General features: G+C 65.7%; 16 protein-coding genes, 1 tRNA gene and 1 pseudogene. 6 read left to right on the forward strand and 12 right to left on the reverse strand.

The features are described from left to right. Window positions 1–135, reverse strand: a pseudogene (locus QH276_RS16425) (GTP-binding protein); the annotation flags it as partial. On the opposite strand from QH276_RS16425, the gene QH276_RS16430 reads away from it, so the two are divergent. The 3 genes from QH276_RS16430 to QH276_RS16440 all read left to right on the forward strand — a co-directional run bounded on the left by QH276_RS16430 (window position 123) and on the right by QH276_RS16440 (window position 2,858). Then, window positions 123–542 (forward strand): SDR family NAD(P)-dependent oxidoreductase, encoded by a 420-nt coding sequence (locus QH276_RS16430; protein WP_280406799.1) that lies wholly within the window; start codon window positions 123–125, stop codon window positions 540–542. The pseudogene QH276_RS16425 and the gene QH276_RS16430 overlap by 13 nt on opposite strands. Window positions 543–947: 405 nt before the next feature. Continuing rightward, window positions 948–1,247: a hypothetical protein gene (locus QH276_RS16435; RefSeq protein WP_280399799.1), complete on the forward strand. Its 300-nt coding sequence runs from the start codon at window positions 948–950 to the stop codon at window positions 1,245–1,247. Between the two features lie 42 nt (window positions 1,248–1,289). Then, window positions 1,290–2,858, forward strand: coding sequence for an SMP-30/gluconolactonase/LRE family protein (locus tag QH276_RS16440; protein ID WP_280399800.1), 1,569 nt, complete (start codon window positions 1,290–1,292; stop codon window positions 2,856–2,858). A 40-nt stretch (window positions 2,859–2,898) separates the two neighbouring features. On the opposite strand, the gene QH276_RS16445 is transcribed toward QH276_RS16440, so the two are convergent. The 5 genes from QH276_RS16445 to QH276_RS16465 all read right to left on the reverse strand — a co-directional run bounded on the left by QH276_RS16445 (window position 2,899) and on the right by QH276_RS16465 (window position 6,852). After that, complete coding sequence (locus QH276_RS16445; RefSeq protein ID WP_280399825.1) at window positions 2,899–3,048, reverse strand: IS110 family transposase; 150 nt, start codon at window positions 3,046–3,048, stop codon at window positions 2,899–2,901. Between the two features lie 518 nt (window positions 3,049–3,566). Continuing rightward, window positions 3,567–4,355 (reverse strand): IS21-like element helper ATPase IstB, encoded by a 789-nt coding sequence (istB, locus tag QH276_RS16450; RefSeq protein WP_280399801.1) that lies wholly within the window; start codon window positions 4,353–4,355, stop codon window positions 3,567–3,569. Between the two features lies 1 nt (window position 4,356). Further along, window positions 4,357–5,868 carry an IS21 family transposase gene (gene istA, locus QH276_RS16455; protein ID WP_280399802.1) on the reverse strand — a complete coding sequence of 504 codons (1,512 nt, stop codon included), beginning with the start codon at window positions 5,866–5,868 and terminating at the stop codon, window positions 4,357–4,359. A gap of 277 nt (window positions 5,869–6,145) precedes the next feature. Next, window positions 6,146–6,421 (reverse strand): hypothetical protein, encoded by a 276-nt coding sequence (locus QH276_RS16460; protein ID WP_280399803.1) that lies wholly within the window; start codon window positions 6,419–6,421, stop codon window positions 6,146–6,148. Next, the gene (locus QH276_RS16465) at window positions 6,418–6,852 is read right to left on the reverse strand and encodes a hypothetical protein (RefSeq protein WP_280399804.1); all 435 of its coding nucleotides are present in this window, start codon (window positions 6,850–6,852) and stop codon (window positions 6,418–6,420) included. The genes QH276_RS16460 and QH276_RS16465 overlap by 4 nt, the downstream gene beginning before the upstream one ends. 648 nt (window positions 6,853–7,500) lie before the next feature. Between QH276_RS16465 and QH276_RS16470 the strand changes: the two genes are divergently transcribed. Together QH276_RS16470 and QH276_RS16475 are read left to right on the forward strand one after the other, a co-directional pair. Then, entirely contained in the window at window positions 7,501–7,959 is a 459-nt protein-coding gene (locus tag QH276_RS16470) for a hypothetical protein (protein ID WP_280399805.1), read from the forward strand. Further along, complete coding sequence (locus QH276_RS16475; RefSeq protein WP_280399806.1) at window positions 7,956–9,038, forward strand: tyrosine-type recombinase/integrase; 1,083 nt, start codon at window positions 7,956–7,958, stop codon at window positions 9,036–9,038. Before QH276_RS16470 ends, QH276_RS16475 begins: the two co-directional genes overlap by 4 nt. Before the next feature lie 892 nt (window positions 9,039–9,930). Here the strand turns inward: QH276_RS16475 and QH276_RS16480 are convergent. From QH276_RS16480 to QH276_RS16500, 5 genes are all read right to left on the reverse strand, one after another. Next, a complete protein-coding gene (locus QH276_RS16480; RefSeq protein WP_280399807.1) occupies window positions 9,931–11,001 on the reverse strand; it encodes a tyrosine-type recombinase/integrase in 1,071 nt (356 codons plus the stop codon). Then, window positions 10,998–11,459 carry an AbrB/MazE/SpoVT family DNA-binding domain-containing protein gene (locus tag QH276_RS16485; RefSeq protein ID WP_280399808.1) on the reverse strand — a complete coding sequence of 154 codons (462 nt, stop codon included), beginning with the start codon at window positions 11,457–11,459 and terminating at the stop codon, window positions 10,998–11,000. The genes QH276_RS16480 and QH276_RS16485 overlap by 4 nt, the downstream gene beginning before the upstream one ends. A 109-nt stretch (window positions 11,460–11,568) precedes the next feature. Beyond that, window positions 11,569–11,653: transfer RNA gene (locus tag QH276_RS16490), tRNA-Leu, on the reverse strand. A 791-nt stretch (window positions 11,654–12,444) separates the two neighbouring features. Next, window positions 12,445–13,659 (reverse strand): FAD-dependent monooxygenase, encoded by a 1,215-nt coding sequence (locus QH276_RS16495; RefSeq protein ID WP_280399809.1) that lies wholly within the window; start codon window positions 13,657–13,659, stop codon window positions 12,445–12,447. Further along, on the reverse strand, window positions 13,656–15,053 hold the full coding sequence (locus QH276_RS16500; RefSeq protein ID WP_280399810.1) for an MFS transporter: 1,398 nt from the start codon (window positions 15,051–15,053) through the stop codon (window positions 13,656–13,658). The genes QH276_RS16495 and QH276_RS16500 overlap by 4 nt, the downstream gene beginning before the upstream one ends. Before the next feature lie 105 nt (window positions 15,054–15,158). Between QH276_RS16500 and QH276_RS16505 the strand changes: the two genes are divergently transcribed. Beyond that, on the forward strand, window positions 15,159–15,800 hold the full coding sequence (locus tag QH276_RS16505; protein ID WP_280399811.1) for a TetR/AcrR family transcriptional regulator: 642 nt from the start codon (window positions 15,159–15,161) through the stop codon (window positions 15,798–15,800). Here QH276_RS16505 and QH276_RS16510 read toward each other — a convergent pair. Next, window positions 15,769–17,196 (reverse strand): carboxylesterase/lipase family protein, encoded by a 1,428-nt coding sequence (locus tag QH276_RS16510; protein ID WP_280399812.1) that lies wholly within the window; start codon window positions 17,194–17,196, stop codon window positions 15,769–15,771. The two genes, QH276_RS16505 and QH276_RS16510, sit on opposite strands and share 32 nt — an antisense overlap. Window positions 17,197–17,206 lie beyond the last annotated feature (10 nt).

Consider the following 17,206-nt stretch of genomic DNA (forward strand, 5'->3'; position numbering starts at 1 on the left):
GCGGGTCTGTTCGGCCACGCCGTGCCGGGCGTCCACCAGGATCAGCGCGAGATCGGCGGTCGAGGCGCCGGTGACCATGTTCCGGGTGTACTGCACATGCCCCGGGGTGTCGGCGATGATGAATTTCCGGCGCGGCGCCCCGCCACCGGGCCGCGGCGGGCGCCGGCGGCGTGATCGTCAACATCATCTCCACCGCTGGCTTCCGCGGCAGCGCACCTGGGCTTGCTGCCTATGTCGGATCGAAACATGCCGCCCGTGGCATCACTCGCGAGTTGTCTCTCGAACTCGCTCCACTGGGCATCCGCGTGCTCGGAGTTGCGCCCAGCTATGTCCCGACGGAAGGCAATATGCTCGCCGCGGCCGCCGCGACCACGAGTAGCGGCGATGCCGACACCCCGCCGACCCCGCTCATGCTCACCGCTCCGATCGGCCGCCTGGGTGTCCCCGACGATATCGCCCGGGTCGCCCTTTTCTGTGCATCCGATCTGTCGGCGTTCATGACAGGCAGTACCCTTCTGGCCGACGGCGGCAGCACGGTGTGAACCATATCGACGCGGACGGCCCGGATACGCCGTCGCGGCCGGGTCCGGCTGCCCGTCGTGCATTCACAATGCCTGGCTGGCTAGGGTCGTCGGACGGCGCGACCGATCTGGATGAATAGTGGCATGGGAGCCCGGGGTCGCGGGCGGTGCCCGATCTGGTTCCCTGCCTGAGCGGCACCCTCATGGTGGATGACCATGTCGTACCGGAGCATCGGGTACAGCGATTGCAAGAAATGGCCGAGGGGTGGTATCTCACTCCGGACCAGGACGAGCACATGGCGTCGATCGGCTTCCAGGCGCTGCCCTCGACGTCTACCGGCCGGTCATTTGAGAATGATACTCTCGTTCAGAGCGGAATGATACTCTTGGGTGTGAGAGTGAAATTCTTGCGCAGGTCGGCGCACCATGGTCCGGTGGATATCGAGCATCGACACGCTCGATCCGCTACGAACTGAGGGCTTCATGATTCGGCAGGTAGAAGGAATGGCCGCTTTCGGCGTCGGTGTCATGCGCGGGCGGCGCCGGAATGCGGCGTGGTTCGCGAAGGGCCTCGGCATAATTGCGATCAACGCGCGTAAATCTGTCGGAGGGCAATGGCATTCCGGCGTGGAGATCCGGGATGTGGTGCTGCGTCGGATCGGGGAAGTATCCCGATATATGACCGGTGCACCCCTGACGGCAAATGCCGGTTGCCTGGTGAAGTGATCGGAGCCCACCGTGTTTCCTCGGAATCGCTACACCGGAACCGTGGCACCGAAGCTCGCTGACGGATGGCGACTGGATCGGCTCACTCCACCGAGTCGGCTGTTCGGCGCGAATGGTTTGCGTACCGGGCCGGACGGTCGTATCTATGTTGCGCAGGTAACCGGCAGTCAGATCAGTGCCCTCGATATCGAGACGGGCGCGCTGGAGACCATCAGCGCAATGGGAGGAGACATCGTCGGGCCCGATGATCTCGCTTTCGACCCATGCGGCGAGCTCTTCGCCACCGAACCCATGGAAGGCCGCGTGAGCGCACGGAGCTCCGACGGCCGCACCCGCGTGGTGCGCGACGATCTGCCCGCCGCGAACGGTATTACCGTGCATCGGGGCCGATTGTTCGTCAACGAGTGTCGCGTCGCGGGGCGTCTGATGGAGCTCGATCCGGCCGGTGGCGCGCCACGCGTCCTGCTCGACAATGTTCCCATGCCCAATGCGATGGAGGTCGGTCCCGACGGCCTCCTGTACTACCCGGTCATGGGAACCAACGAGATCTGGCGGATCGATCCCGACGGAGGCGAACCGGAACGGGTTGCGGGCGACCTCGGCGTTCCCGACTCCGTGAAATTCGATTCCCAGGGCCGCATCGTCTCCACCCAGGTGTACTCCGGTGAGGTTGTGCGTATCGATCCCCGTACCGGGGACCGCAGCGTATTGGCCACGCTGCCACCGGGGCTCGACAACTGCACCTTTGTGGGTGACAGGCTGTTCGTCTCGAGCTTCACCGGAGAGATCACCGAGATCCTCGACGGCGGACAGACGAGAACAACCTTGCCCGGCGGATTGAATTGGCCGCTGGACCTGACCGTGGACGAGAACGGCAACCTCTACATCGCCGACTGGACATACCTCTACGTCCTGCACCCGGGGCACGAGCCGCGGGTGGCGGGAATGCTCTCCTCGCCCGGCTTTCCCGGGTTCGTTCGGGGTGTCGATGCCATCGGCGGCGGCGAATTCATCGTCACCACCGCCACTGGCTCGGTCGCCCGTTACCGCCCTGCGAGCCAGTACAGTGCCATCCTGGCGGAGGGCCTCGACCAGCCCTACGGCGTCGCGATCGCACCGAACGGGGTCATCGCGGCAGCCGAGTTCGGAACCGGCAGGGTCCTCTTGGTTCGATCCGGCCAGTTCGAGGTACTGGCCTCGGGTCTGCGGGAACCCGTCGGTGTCGCATTCGGTCCGGACGGAACTTGCTACGCTTCCGAATCGGGCGCCGGCCGAATCGTATCGATCTCCGATTCCGGCGCCGACACGGTGGTGGACGGGCTCGACAAACCCCAGGGCATCCTGATCTGCGACCGGCAGCTCTATATCGTCGATGTCGGAGCGAAGATGTTGATCAATTTCGATCTCGACACCCGGGTCCGCGACGTCATCGCCTGCGATCTGCCGGTCGGTGCCCCGCCGGGTATCACCCCGCGACCGCTGCGGGGAATACCGCCGCTTTTTGGTCCAGAAGGCCCATTCGCCGGAATTGCAGCGGGTTCGGACGGCACCCTCTACCTCTCCGCCGATGCCGAAGGCAGCGTGCTGGCCATCCGAAATCCGGCGATGTGAGCAACAGCCGAAGCGGTGGCCCGCCGCGGTTACTCAAGTATCATTGATCGGCCGGGTGTAAGATCTCGGTCTCGTCGTTGCCCGCCTTCCGATACAACAGTGTTCTGCCATCGGTGTCGACCGCACACACCCAGATATGGGTCTTGCCGACATCAATTCCCGCCCAGTCCTTGTCCAGAACCTCGGCCACGCGCGTCTCTGTCCACTTGACGATGCCCTTGTCAGCGGCCCCGAGGAACGCCCCGCCGACACATCCGTAAACCAGCGACCGAGCGCAGATCTCAAACAGCAGTCAGGGCGCCCCGGAGAGCCGGATGGACATTCCCAATAAGCGACCACAGCGTAAGGCGACCGGGACTGCTGCACGATTGGGTGACAGCGTGACCTGCCCCACCGGCGCGGACGAATCCGGTGTCGAGACTGGTGGCTGCGAGCTCGCACGGGTTGGGGGTTTTCGTTGAGCGCCTGATTCTTGGCGAGTTAGACCGGTTCAGGGACAGCTCTGTTGGATCGCTAATCGAGTTGTGAGCGTACTGCCGCGTATCCATTTGCGGAATCCGCTGTCCGGATCATCCCGTCTTTGTGTCAACGGCCAGTCAGTCTTCCCCGCTGGCGGCCAGTTGTTTTCCCCGCTGGTGGCCGGCTGGGAGTCCCCAACGGCGGCCGGTTATTTCCCCGTGGCCAGATAATTCCCCGTTTGGGGGTTGGTCATCTCAGTGGTTTCACCCCCTGGCCGGTGGTGGCTTGGGCGAGGCTGTAGCTGTCGCCGTCGGTGACGACGACGTGGGCGTGGTGCAGGAGCCGGTCGACTGTGGCGGTGGCGAGGGTTTTCGGCATGATTTCGTCGAATCCGGAGGGGTGCAGATTCGAGGAGACGGCCAGGGCTCGGCGTTCGTAGGCGGCGTCGACGAGCCGGTAGAAGCCTTCGGCGGCATCCGGTGAGACCGGAAGCAGGCCGATGTCGTCGACGATGATGAGGTCGGTGCGGATCAGGCGGGTGATCGCGCGGGTGATGGAGTCGTCGACGCGGTGTCGGCGCATGAGGGCGCCGAGGTCTTCGATGGTGAACCAGGCGACGGTGAGCCCGGCTTCGACCGCGGTCTGGCCGAGGGCTTCGCAGAAGTGGCTCTTGCCCGTTCCGGAAGGCCCGCAGATGCAGAGGTTTTCTTTGTTGCGCACCCATTCCAGGGTTTTCAGTGCGTCCTGGGTCGGTCGCGGGATCGAGGACGCGGCCTCGTCCCAGTCGCCGAAGGTTTTCCCGGCGGGGAACCCGGCGCGTTTGCGGCGGGTCCGCAGGTTGGTGGCGTCGCGGCCGGCGGCTTCTTCGGCGAGCAGGACCCTCACGACTTCGGCGGGGTCCCAGCGTTGGGCTTTCGCGGTCGGGACCAGATCGGTGAGGGCGCGGCGCAGGTAGGGCAGTTTCAGGCGTTTGGTCAGCGCGATGGCTTCGGCGAGGGGATCGCCGGTCGGGCCGGCAACACGCAACGGGGCAGACATGTCAGTGCTCGCTTTCAGGGTTCGTGGCAGGCAGGCCGAAGTTCGACCAGGCCGAGGTGCCCGGTTGCAGGCTGTGGCCTTCACCGGCGCGGGTGGGTTCGGCGTGATCGCGGCCGAGGTTGTGGGTCAGGATCCGGATCAGGTCGTTCTCGGCGAAACGTCCTGCGATCGCAGCGATCCCGAGCGCCCGGTCGACCTCTTCGGGCGGGTGGAGTTTCGCGAGGGTGACCGCTTCGGCCATCTTCGCCCGGATCCGGCGGGTCCCGGCTGCGGCGGCTTCGGTCAGCCAGGCGGCGGCGCCGTCACCGAGCAGCAGGAAGGCTGCTTCCTCGGCATTGCACGGTCGCGGACGCCGGTCGGTGTGGTGCTCGGGCCGGGGTGGATAGTGGGCGGGGTCGATCGACGGGTTCCCAGGTGTCGACCGTTGGTGGCGGGCCACTTCGGCGGGGCCGGAGTCGGTGACGGTGGTGACGATCAGTTCGTCACCGTGGAACCGGACCCAAACCCGGGCGTCGACCAAGTGATGGGGCACCGAATACCGCACTCCTTCAACCGAAACCGTCGAATCCCAGTTCACCCGGCGAGTGGTGCCGAACGCGACCGTGAACGGGGTCTTCGGCAACGGATGCAACCGGGTGCGTTCCTCGGCCAAGGCATCCACCGGCCGGCGGCGCGTCTCACGATGTTCCCGGCCGTTGACCTCGTTGCAGAAATCCCGGCAAGCGCTCTCGAGCGCTCCGAAGGTCCGGTATTCACCCAGCAAGTTGGTATCGGTCGGCACCAGATCGGCTTTCGCGATCCGCACCGTCGCCTCCGACCCGCCCTTGGTCTGCGGGTCCGCCGGAACACACGTCCGGATCGTCATCCCGTAATGCTTGGCGACATCCACGATTTCGGGATGCCGGACCGCGATCCCCGCGACATGCTCGACCGAGACGGTCTTCTCGTTGTCGGTCAACGCATAAGTCGGGACACCACCGATGCGGCGCAACGTCGCGTCCAGGCACGACACCACCGTCGGCAGCGTCTTGTCCATCACCGGGATCACCACCCGGAACCGCGACCACGCCAACCACGCGCACCACAACTGAGTGCGCCGCCCATCGATCACCGGACCGGCACCCCAATCCCACTGCAGCCACAACCCCGGCTCGGTGATCCATGGCCGGAACACCCGCCGCTGACCGGCCCGCAACCGCGCCTTGACCTCCGCCACCGTCCGGCGGGTGGTGCGTTCACCACCGGTGAACCCCATAGCCGTGATCCGGCGATGCACCACATCGGCCCGGATCCGGCCGTCCGAGCGCACCACCAACTCTTCGATCTTCGGCAGATACTCATCAATCGGCCGAGCTCGATGCTCCCGAGCCGCCGGGCTCTCGCCCGCCGCCCGCAACGCGACATACCGGGCGACCGTGTGATGGTCGCAGCCGGCCAGCGCCGCCGCCGCACGATAGGAACCCGTGAGGTCGAACGCCTCCAAGATCTCCATGATCTCCCTACTGCTCTTCACGCCGCACGAGCCTGCCCGCGCGGCAACCCGGACAAATCACCCGGGGAGATAACTGGCCATCCGTGGGGAATCCGCTGGCCACCAGCGGGGCGCTATATGGCCGCCTATGGGGAGGATTTCATGGCCGCTGACACATGGTGAGCTGACGTGCGGGATTTTCAGCGGAACGAATCCAACCGGCGTCCTCGGCATAACGGTAGACACAGCGAGTCGCGCTGATGAAATGCTCGACCGCGCTCGAACCCCCGCGCGAGGCCCGATTGACCCGCGCGCCGGCCTAGATGCGTCCGGCCAGCTCTTCCAGATCGGCTTTCGTCACCTCGTCGAGTCGGTGGTCTTTCCATGCCTCGAGTAGATGGTCGAAGTGGGTGCCGTATGTACGTAGCGTGCCCTCGGACAACCGCGTCCGCACTGCCGGGATGACGTCGGCGAAGGTGGGGACCGGAGCACCAGGAGTTAAGAGGTCGGCGATCGACAGACCCATCTGGGTCAGCAGCAAGCGGGCGGCGGCCACCGTTTCGGCATTGGCAGAGGATGAGTTCGGTGTGGTCATGGTTGCTCCACTTTCAGCAATTTCAAGCTCGCCGCACACAGCTGATCGAGTGCGGCGGGCGGATGGATCAGCAGCTGATTTCGGGAGCGGTGCCCGATCAGCAGGGCCCGGTCGCCGATGAACAGGCTCACTTGGCGCCGCAGCCGGTAAAGAATACGGAAGTATCGGCCCGCTGCGACCACCACGTCTCCATGCGGGACGGGTCGGGCCAGTACGACCCCGCCATCCAGGTAGGTCAGCTGCAACGAAATTCCTGAATGCCAGTTCAAGGCCGCGAAAGTGATCTTGTCGAGCACTCGGCCGCCATCGCCGATGGTGCAGATCCCGTAGACGACTTCACCGTCGGCCGGACGTACGGGACGCTCGGTGATCAGCGATCCGTGGATGAGTTCCTGAAGCGGTGACAGCGGTGGAACGACTGGGGCGATCATCGTCGATCACCCCGGCGGGCAAACTTATTCGAGGGGTCAAGACTGTCGCGATCCGGCAATGTTGCCAGTAATCTGTGCAGTTCAGACCTGATATCCACTGGTCGGCCTCCGTGTGTGAGAGTGCACTCCAACACGCGGCACGGACATGTGTCATGGATGACGTGATTTTGTGCGCGAGGGGGGACTGCAGACCGTTTTTGGTACGCGACGAGCGAAGAATCTGGCAGGAACGCCAAGATTCTGTCGAGTAGGTGGCCCTTGCGTTGCTGCCTACGGTCGCTGGCCGCCACCAGTCCCTCGCAGCGTGTATAGTTTTATTGGGGAGATCAGCTGACAGGGCAGAAAGCGGTGTGCTTTGTCTTGTATCCCAGTTGTGTACCTCTGTGTGGTCGTATCCGCAGTGGGTTGTAGCTCAGGAGGCGTCATTGTGCCCGGGGGCGGCACAGTTTTATGTCGTGGGTTCGTAGCCATTCTCTGTAAGGTTCCCGTAGTTTCCTCTGCCGAGAGTAATTGCCTGAGGGCACAATTCATCCGCCGCGTGCCCCTGACGCCCCGGCTTCTCTGTGCGCGGATGAAGCTGCACCGAGGAAACTGGTTTCCCGGTCATTACCCTCGGAAAGGGGTTTCTGACTCGTGGGGAGGGCGGCTATGAGTTCGCCTGAGCAGTTTTATGAGGGCCTCTATCCGGCGGCGACATCGGGAGGGGTGGCGCCTGTGAACTTGGCGCCGGATTTCCTGTACCCGGAGATCTCGGCGCACGTGGGGTGCGGCGAGCTTCATTGTTCGGTCACTTCGATCGACGAACGAGGTAGGCTGGCTGCCCGGTCCACGGTGCATAGACTCGGTTGGTCTTCTGACCAGATGATTTCGATGGTGGTGAAGGACGGGCTGGTCGTGATACGCCGCTCGCGGAAGGGGCAGCGATTGCCGCGGTCGGGGTTTGTCTTCCTTCCCGCCCGTATCCGCAACAGGGTTGGATTGTATGCGCGTGACCGTGTGTTGCTGGCTGGATCGCTGGACGACGAGGTGCTTTGGGTGTATCCGCCGCGTGTCTTAGCGGCGGCGTTGAGTGCGTATTCCGCAGGTCTCGGGCGCCACCGGCCATGAAGGACTCCGAAGTAGCCGATTTGCTGCAGACCGTCTCGCGGCTGGGCCTGACGGTGGTGCGTGCGCCTGCTGAGCCGGTCGTGTTGAGGGCCCCGACCTTTGACGACTTCATTCCCAAGATGCTCGACGCGGAGTCCGGAGCCCAGAGGGATTCCTATGGCGCCTGCTGGCGGTTTCTGCGTCAAGCGTGGGGCCCACGGCCTTTGGACGAGCCGACACCTACCGAGGTGTTGCAGCTGATGAACCGGTACAAGGCCGGTGCGGTAGTGAGGTCGAACTGGCGTGGGGGTAGTGCTGCGGCACGGAACTTCCTGCACGGGGTGCGGCGACTGTATCGGTTGGCCGAGATGGACGGTCTGATCGCGCCGGCGTCGAATCCTGCAGGGAAAGTCCCGATGCCGCGCAAGCTGGAGAGCACTCGTCACGCCCTGACCCCGGGCCAAGTGTCCGAGTTAGGTCGTGTTGCTGCTGAGACGGGCAACGATGGCGAACTGGACGCACTGATTGTCCGCCTGCATGTCGAGACGGCTTGTCGGCGTCAGGCAGCGCTGCGGTTGCGTGTCGATGACCTCAGCGTTGACGACTGCACTGTTCTGCTGCACCACAAGGGTGGGGTGGATACCTGGCATCCGATCACGCCGCTGCTCATGGTGCGGTTGCTCGAGCACGTCGACCGTCGTGGTGTTGGTGCCTCGGGGCATCAGGTGCTGAGGACTCGTGGTGGGAAACCGATCACCGATCGTCGTTATGACAATCTGCACGGGCGTTTCCATCGGCATCTGGCTTGGGCAGAGGCGAAAGGGGTGACCGTGCACTGGCTGCGGCACACAACCCTCACTTTCGTCGAACGTACGTGCGGCGAGGCTGTTGCTCGCCGATACGCGGCGCACCGTGATCCCGGGACGACCGCAACCCCGATCTACACCAAGGCATCCCTGGTGGAATGTGCCGAAGCGCTCGTGGCGGTCACTGGGCAACCTCACCCACTGGCCCGTGGAGCGGCCGGGATCTCGGTCGTGAAGCGAGACGAGGTAGAAGCCGGTTCGTGGTCTGAAAAACATAACTCCGGAGCTGTGTAGAGCAATCGTGCGTCGATCGATTCGAATAACTAGATCTGATTGGGGTGACGGTTCTCGGCGCCGTAGCGGCGCTCCCGATGATTGCCTCGCGGACTTCGGGTTGCTGTGCTGAGGGGGCTGCGGTGCAGCGGACTGGGGCGCCTCGATGACCTTTGGCGTTCTTCACGCTTCGGGTATGCGGCCGGTACCGCTTGGGCTCTGATCGGCGTCCGCAACTGACGGTCATGGAGCGGACCAGTGCCAGCTCCACTGAGTTCCTGCAGATGGTCAACATCCAGTGCGCCGATATCTGCTGGGTGTGGTGCGCGGGGAGCCGAGAGCACAGGGGATCCATCCACACCCAGGCAGCTACGGCCCCTTGGCGCATGTGGGTGGCCAAGCCCTGGTCCGGCAACCGGCAGACGACTCCATTAAATATCGGTACATAGACATGCGCATCTAAAGATGTGATCGACCGATTCCAGTCGCCCGAACGACGCATTGAACCGGACAGAAGTCTCCGGCTGGTAGATAAAAGACACCTCGTGATGGACTGACAGCGCCACTGCGTGGATCGTTCCGGAGCGATTGTGACCGTTTGAGTAAGGATGGTGGCCGTGTTGCGCACTTTGGGGCGGGATGGTTTCTCCATCAGACGGCAGTTCACCGGATTCTGCGACGGCCCGGGAACGGTCGATGCCGCGCCTGGTCGAGTGGAGCCATATGAGCCGTGTTCGAAATGGTCTTCCGGTGCGGTTCATACCTGAGGTGCGGCGACTGATGACGATGGGCTGGCTGACAGCCGGAGCTGCCGGGTCGGCGTATCGGACCGACCCGGCAGATCTGGGGGCCTGTCGTACTCTTCCCGACCTCCGCACTCGGGTTCGGTACGGTGGCGATGCTCTAAACAGAATTAGGCAGACCCTTGGCTTCGGGGTTTGCTGGCGGGTTTGTCATCCGGTGCCGCGAGCGGATGGGGCTCTCCGGTGAGATGTGCGACCGCGGTCGCGACTTCGTTGATGGTTGCGGTGGTGTAGATGCCGGTGACGCCGCCGCCGGTGTTGCTGTGGCGGGCGAATTCTCGGGCGACGGCGGTGCCGTAGTGGCGTTCGACCCAGGTGATGGTGGTGTGGCGTAGCCAGTGGATCGAGATGCCGTGGGTGAGTACCCATGGGAGGTGTTTGCCGAGGCGTTCGAACAGGTGGTTGTAGCGGCGGCGGGATATCGGTGTGCCGTTTCGGGTGCGTAGCAGTGGGCCAGAGGCGGAGGCACCGCGTTGTTCGGCATGGCGGCACAGGGCCTGCATCAGTGTCGGTGAGATCGGTTGCCACAGTTGGGTACCGCCCTTTTCGCGGAGCAGGATCACCGACTGCACCGGGTCCAGATCCTGTGGCCGTAGTGCCAGTGCGCCGGCGCGGCGGCAGGCGGTTTCGGTGTGCAGGCGCAGGATCAGGGTGTCGAGTTCGGGGTCGTTGCCGGTGGTGGCAGCAATTTCGACGAGTTGCGCGAGCAGGTCGGTCGGCAGTGCCCGGCGGTTGGAGCGAGTGCGTTTGGGTTTGGTCAGCCTCGTGGCGGGGTTGTCGCGGGGGTCGATGAGCCGGCTGTCCTCGGCGTGCTTGTACAGCTTGCGCAGGGCGTCGATGACGTGGCGCACGACCTCGTTGCCGCCGCGGTCGGAGCGGCGGATGACGCGTGCGGCGCGGATCTGCTCACACAGCACCTGCAGGTCCGCGGTGGTGGGTTCGTCGAGTCGCCGCTCACCCCAGCCGGATTGGGTCAGGATCTTGTTCCAGTAGGTGGCGTAGTGCTCCAGGGTCCGGCCTGCCGGCATCCGGTCGATCACTGTCGGGATGAATTCGGCGAAGGTCGGTGCGAGACGGATGCTTTGGCTCGACGCCCCGGTCGTGAGGTCGGCGGCGGTGAGGCCGAAGCGGTCCATCATCATCTGCACGGCGGCGATATCGGCTTGCGTTCCGGTAGTCATCGGGGTGGTGCTCCTTCGGCGAAGCGGCGGGCGAGGATGTCGTCGACGACGTCGGCGGGGTAGACGACCAGCAGGGCCTGGTCGGGGTCGGCGGCGAGCAGGACGCGCTCGCGGATGCGGATCCCGGCGGCGTGGCGGACGGCGGCCGGGATGGAGATGTGGCCGTATTTGGTGACGCCACGGCGGCCGTGCCCAGGGCGGGTGATCAAGACCAGGCCACCGGCCACACGCCAGGACAGCAGGTCACCGGGACGCCAGTCGAGAGCATCGACGATGGCTTTGTCCACGACGCGGCCGTTGGTGTCGACCGGGCGGATGCTGTGCACGGCCGTCGACCGCACCGGCTGTTCCAGGGTCGCCATCGGCAAAGCCGGACCCGAGGCGACGACAGACGAATCGCCGATTCCGGACCGTGCCGTGAACGAGGGAAGCAGTGGCCGCAGTGTGTCATCGGTCACAAGTTTCACCCCCACTCGGGGTGAAACCGCAGGTTACGGCGTTGAGGGGAAAATGGGTGTCCAGGCGATGCCCGGACACGGTTTTTGGGGCACAAATGCCACAAATAAGTGTCCGGAGGGGGACTTGAACCCCCACGCCCTATAACGGGCACTAGCACCTCAAGCTAGCGCGTCTGCCATTCCGCCACCCGGACCGGTGTGCTCAGCTAGAGTATCCGATCGCGCGGGGGAGGCAAAATCGCGGGTCTCACCTGGGGAAACGGGCGATCACTCGGTCCGATCTTGCCGGGCTCGGCGCCGGGCGGGTGGGCGTATGGTGCATCTCTGCGGTCCGCGAGGTCTCCGTGACTGCAACTCGCTGGATGGGCCCTTGCTGTCCCGTATCCGCGTACAGTCGTCGGGGCGATGGTGCACGCACTCCTGCCGGCCCCGCCTCCTCGTCCCGGCAAACCCGATCCGGCGGTGCCCGAGTTGCTGGACTGCGTGGTAGCCCGGGCGTGGGCAAAGAACCCGACGGGCGGCATGACCGACCGAACGCACCGCCCGTGTACACGCTCGGCCTGACGATCTCGTCGCCACTGGCACAACAGCAACCAGCGGAGCCTGCGATCAGTCCACCACCAGAACACGTGGGAATCAGCCGCTGCTTCGACACATTGTCCAAAGCGATCGCACGCCGGGGCGCCATCGCTACCGGCTTCCGCCCCCCGCACTGACCTGGAAACAGAACAACGCCGCCGAACTTCTCCTGGGCGACGAGGACCCGCACCGCACCGACCACAATCGTCACTTGAAGTTGCGCCGTGATGATCCCGCCTGGCCCGACAAAGCGCGCATCGGCGGCTTGATCGAGCGCATGCCGACTGCCGGGTGCTCAGCGTTTCACCGTTTCCGCAGGACGATCTCTTGGTTGGCGCGGGTGTCCTGATGACCACAGTGCGGCCGCTGTTTTACTCGTTCGCCGCCGGGGGCGAAGAGGTGTTCGTCATGGCCCGAATTCGGGCAGGGTCAGGGCGGAATGGGCGGGCCGTTCCGCCGGGGCGGGCATCGTGCTGAGGTTGCGGAGCCTCTCGTTTCGTCGCCGCAACGCCTGCTCGGTGTCCGGGAACAGTGCGGCGTCACCTATGCCGACCTGGTTTTGGTTCAACGTCACGAACTCCCGGGTGTCGTGTTCGTAGGCGGCGAAGCCCGCGGCGTGGTCTCGGTTCGCCAGTGAGCCGGCGAGCATATATGCGCCGACGAGCGCGAGGCTGGATCCCTGCCCGGTGAGGAACGAGGGCGCGTAGGCGGCGTCGCCGACCAGCGCGACTCTGCCGCTGGACCAGCGGGGCAGATGGATCTGGCCGACCGTGTCGAAGAACAGGTCCGCGGCGTGCCGCATGGCGTTCAGCATGCCCGGGACCTGCCATCCGGCGTCGGCGAAAACGCCGGTGACGAGTTCTCCCTGGGCTTCGGGGTTGCGGAACGCGTCCAATGGTGGCTCCGGGTGGACGAAGTTCAGTAAGGCATGCACCGTGTCGTCGTTCTCTCCCACGGCGTACAACGCCGCGGCCCGGCCCGGCGTGTTCCACAACACGGTCTCGCGGCGCAGCCCAAGGGTGTTGGGCATGGTGAAGCCGGCGAAGCAGTAGCCGAGGTATCGATGGAACGGTTCTTCGGGGCCGAACACCAGTTCCCGGGTGCGGGAATGCAGGCCGTCCGCCCCGATTACCAGGTCGAACGTTTCTGTGCCGCCCCGGCGGAAGGTTACGTCGACGCCGTGGTCCGACTGGTCGAGCGTGTCGATGGAGTCGGCGAACAGGAACTGCACATCGTCACGAACCGCCTCGTACAGAGCGGCGGTCAGCACCCCGCGCGGCACCTCCAGATCGTTACCCGTGCCGCCGGTCACGGCGAGTGGGTCTAGTGATGCCACCGTATCGCCGGCGCCGTCGAGGAAGGAGATCCGGCGCAGGTCGATATGCGCGTCCTGTAATCGCGGCAGAATACCCATCCGCCGCACGACTTCGAGTGCGGTACCGCGTACGTCGATGGGATAACCGCCACCGCGGAAGGCGTCTGCCTTCTCGACCACCGTGACCGCGAATCCGTACCGGTTCAGCCAGAAGGCGAGAGCGGGCCCCGCGATGCTCGCCCCGGATATCAGTACCGTCCGGCGGGGCTTGATCCGGCTACCCCGCGGCAGTTCTGTAGCGGTCATTGTGTGTCTCCTTTTTTCATGGACCGGACGACGAACAAAGACAGCGCCGTCACGGAGCCGGCGATGACGAAGCCGGTGACGAAGGCCGATTCGGCCGGGACATCGGACCCGGAAGGTGTTGCGGCGGTAAGGAGCACGCCACTGAGTTGCGCACCCACGGCGTAGCCGAGTACACGGGTCACCAGGACCAGGCTGGTGGCGATACCGGTGTCCCGCCGGTCGACGGCGGTGGCGATGCCGGCCACCAGCGCGGTCACGCACAGGCCGTTGGCGAGCGCGATCATCGCCTTACCCCCGACGAGGTGCCAGACCTCGCTGTGCAGGACCGCCAGGCCGATCAGGCCGACGCTGAGGATCACGATTCCGGCGGTGATCACGGCACGTGAGCCGGAACGCCGCACCCACACCCCGCTGAGCGGCCCGGCCAGCGTCGCGGCCACGGCGCCGGGTAGCAAGAGGAATCCGATTTCGGTGGCGCTCGCTCCGAACCCGTATTCGCCGGCCGGGACCGCGAGTAGTTGCGGGACCAGGTAGACCGCCACCGAGGTACCGACACAGATCGTGAACGTCAGCACGCACGGCTGCCATATCGCGGGCCGGGCGAGCATACGCAGATCGATCATCGGTGCGGTCGCGCGCCGTTCGACGGCTATCCATCCGGTGACGAACGCTGCCAGAACCACGACGAGGGCGCCGAGGACGAGTGGCCGGGAAGCGAGATCGGGTGCCAGCGCGAGTCCGAGCATGAGCGTGGTCAGGGACCCGCTCAACATGGCCAGGCCCGGCCAGTCGATCCCGGCGGCGTCCGGCCCACCGGGCGTATCGTGCGGCATCAGCCGGTTCACCAGCGCGGTGGCCAGGATGACCGCGAACGTCGGCAGCGCGAACATCCAGTGCCGGGACAGTCCTTCGGCCACCGGCCCGGCCGCCAGCGTTCCCGCCATCCCGCCCCCCACGAACAACCCGCTGACCACACCGATGGCCACCTTCGCCGCGTCCGCGGGCAGGTGTTCGCGGACCAGGATGAACGACAGCGGCAGGGCGCCGATCATCGCTCCCTGCAGTATCTGGCCGAGCAGCAGGACGGGCAGGTTGGGTGCCAGGGCGGAGATCAGCCCGCCCGCCGAGACCACTGCCATCAGCCGGATCAGGACGCGTTTTCCGCCGTAGCGGTCGCCGAACGTGCCGGCGACCGGTGTGATGAGCGCGCCGGTGACGAGGAGTACGACGCTCAGCAGCGCGCCTTGCGCCGGCGTCATATCCAGCTCGCGTTGCAGTAGGGGGAGGGTCGGCGCCACCACCGATTCCAGGGCGCCGGTGGCGACCGCCAGCAGGCCGAGTGCTGCGACGGCGGGCTTCCCGATACGGGCGGCGGGTGCCAGCGTTTCGGTCATGGACTTCCTTCCGTAGTTGCGGTCGGGACGGCGTGCAAGCCCCGCGACCGGCGCGGCACACACGGCTACACTACACCGTGCAGTGTAATTCGCTAGGATGTCGTCATGCCGACCACGAAGACACTGCGTGAGGGGTCGACCCCCAAGCGGGCCGCCATACTCTCCGCCGCGCGGGACCTGTTCCTCGCTCACGGTTTCGACCGATCCAGTGTCGATGCGGTTGCCGCCCGCGCCGAGGTCTCCAAACGGACGGTCTACGACTACTTCGGCGACAAGCACACACTGCTGCAGGCGGTCGTGGACGCGGTCGGCCAGTCGCTGACCGAGACGATCCGGCGCACGCTCGACGACACCCTCACCGAACTCCCGGAAAGCGCCGATCTCGAAGACGCTCTGGTCACCTTCTCGATGCGTATCGCCACCGATATGCTCGGCTCGGCGGAATACGCAACGCTGGTCCGGCTGGTCCGCACGGAATCCGGCCACCTGCCGCACCCGGGCTACAACCCGATGGCCGATACTCCCGAAGAAGCAATCGCCGAGCGGTTCGCCGCCTTCGCCGCGGCCGGGCTACTCGATATTCCCGACCCCCGGCTCGCGGTCGACCAATTCCTCGTGCTGGCGTTCGGGGTCGCGCTCAACAAGTTCGGCTCGGCCAATGCCGCGGAAGATCCTCGCGTGGAGCCGCTCGTAGTCGAGGGCGTCCGTACCTTTCTCAGGGCGTTCCGGGCTGGTCCGGCGCGGTGAAACGATGGGGCTGCGCGGGGTCCCAGCCGGGGTCGCCGGTACGGGCGAACCGCACCCATGCCCCATGCATGCGCGCGGCGAGAGCAGCGGGAGATTCGGAGGGGCCGAGCAGACCACGAGGGCCGTGCAGTTCCGGGAGATCCGCGCGGTCGAAGACGAACGGAAGTTCCACCGTGTGCGCCGCGCCGAGCCGGCCCTCCACCGCGGTGGACGGCCAGGCGAACTCGTAGGTGTATGTCGGCCCGTGCGCGGCGTGTGCTTCGGCGAGACGGTCGCTGCCCGCGCCGAACAGCGCGTCACCCATGATCGCCGAACGTAGCTCACCCCAGCTCGCCCCGGGATGGCGTGCCCGGTACGCCGCTACCTGCCCGGCCGGGTCCGGAGATACCTGCGCGGCGAGGGCGTGCACGTCCTCGGCGGTCGTGGTGGCCAGGTGTCCCTGTGGCGCGAGATACAGGTTGGCCTCGTGCGTGTTCGTTCCGATCAGGAGAGGGACCGCGCCGGCGCCGGCTGCCACCGCCTCGGTCGGTTGACGGTCCAGTACGAGACCGAACGGGCTGAGTCCGAGCAACGGGTCGAATCGGGTGCTCGTGCGCAGGTCCAGACCGGCGAGTTCGGGCAAGATCTCGATGAGCCGTTCCTCGGGGACACCGGCGAAATCCGTTGCCGTCGGCGCGATGCCGAGTGCGGCGGCGGCCGCGTGGGTGACTCGTGCCGCCTGCTCCTGCGACAACGCGCCCGAACCGTTGCCGCTCTGCACGATCGCGCGATGGAACAGGCCGCTCGAATCCGGGGTGGCGAGGACACCGCTGACGAGAGTGGCCCCCGCGGACTGGCCGAAAAGTGTGACATTGCCGGGGTTGCCGCCGAACGCTTCGATATTGCGGTGCACCCAGCCGAGTGCGGCCACGATATCGAGCAACCCGCGGTTGGCCGGTGCGTCGGGCAGATCGAGGAATCCGGCGATACCCAGGCGGTACTCGAGGGTCACCAGCACGACACCGTCGCGGACGAAAGCCGTACCGTCGTAGAGCGGTGACCGGGCGGAACCCGCGACGAACCCGCCCCCGTGGACGAACACCATGACCGGGCAGTTCCGGGCATCCGGCGGAGCCCATACGTTGACGGTCAGGTAGTCCGCACCGTCGACCCAGCCGGGTCCGAAATACGGTGACATGTCGAGCGGGCCGAAGCCCCCGCGGTGTGGCTGGGGCGCGGTCGGTCCGGGGCGCGTTGCGTCCCGGATACCTTGCCAGGGTTGGTGTGTCATCGGGGCGGTGAACCGGATGAGGCCGGTCGGGGGTGCGGCATACGGGATACCGAGGAAGACGTGCGCACCGCCGCTCGCCCGGCCACGGACAGCGCCTTCGGTGGTGGTGACGATCGGGTGGGACATGTGTGTTTCT

The sequence above is a fragment of the Nocardia carnea genome, assembly GCF_029869215.1.
GTDB lineage: Bacteria > Actinomycetota > Actinomycetes > Mycobacteriales > Mycobacteriaceae > Nocardia > Nocardia carnea_B.

What these genes read in the sequence shown, in the direction of transcription:
- QH276_RS16480 (WP_280399807.1), bottom strand. Translation starts at nt 11,001, where the DNA reads ATGACTACCGGAACGCAAGCCGATATCGCCGCCGTGCAGATGATGATG.
- QH276_RS16460 (WP_280399803.1), bottom strand. Translation starts at nt 6,421, where the DNA reads ATGACCACACCGAACTCATCCTCTGCCAATGCCGAAACGGTGGCCGCC.
- QH276_RS16510 (WP_280399812.1), bottom strand. Translation starts at nt 17,196, where the DNA reads ATGTCCCACCCGATCGTCACCACCACCGAAGGCGCTGTCCGTGGCCGG.
- QH276_RS16495 (WP_280399809.1), bottom strand. Translation starts at nt 13,659, where the DNA reads ATGACCGCTACAGAACTGCCGCGGGGTAGCCGGATCAAGCCCCGCCGG.
- QH276_RS16470 (WP_280399805.1), top strand. Translation starts at nt 7,501, where the DNA reads ATGAGTTCGCCTGAGCAGTTTTATGAGGGCCTCTATCCGGCGGCGACA.
- QH276_RS16505 (WP_280399811.1), top strand. Translation starts at nt 15,159, where the DNA reads ATGCCGACCACGAAGACACTGCGTGAGGGGTCGACCCCCAAGCGGGCC.
- QH276_RS16465 (WP_280399804.1), bottom strand. Translation starts at nt 6,852, where the DNA reads ATGATCGCCCCAGTCGTTCCACCGCTGTCACCGCTTCAGGAACTCATC.
- istB (WP_280399801.1), bottom strand. Translation starts at nt 4,355, where the DNA reads ATGTCTGCCCCGTTGCGTGTTGCCGGCCCGACCGGCGATCCCCTCGCC.
- QH276_RS16500 (WP_280399810.1), bottom strand. Translation starts at nt 15,053, where the DNA reads ATGACCGAAACGCTGGCACCCGCCGCCCGTATCGGGAAGCCCGCCGTC.
- QH276_RS16435 (WP_280399799.1), top strand. Translation starts at nt 948, where the DNA reads ATGGTCCGGTGGATATCGAGCATCGACACGCTCGATCCGCTACGAACT.
- QH276_RS16475 (WP_280399806.1), top strand. Translation starts at nt 7,956, where the DNA reads ATGAAGGACTCCGAAGTAGCCGATTTGCTGCAGACCGTCTCGCGGCTG.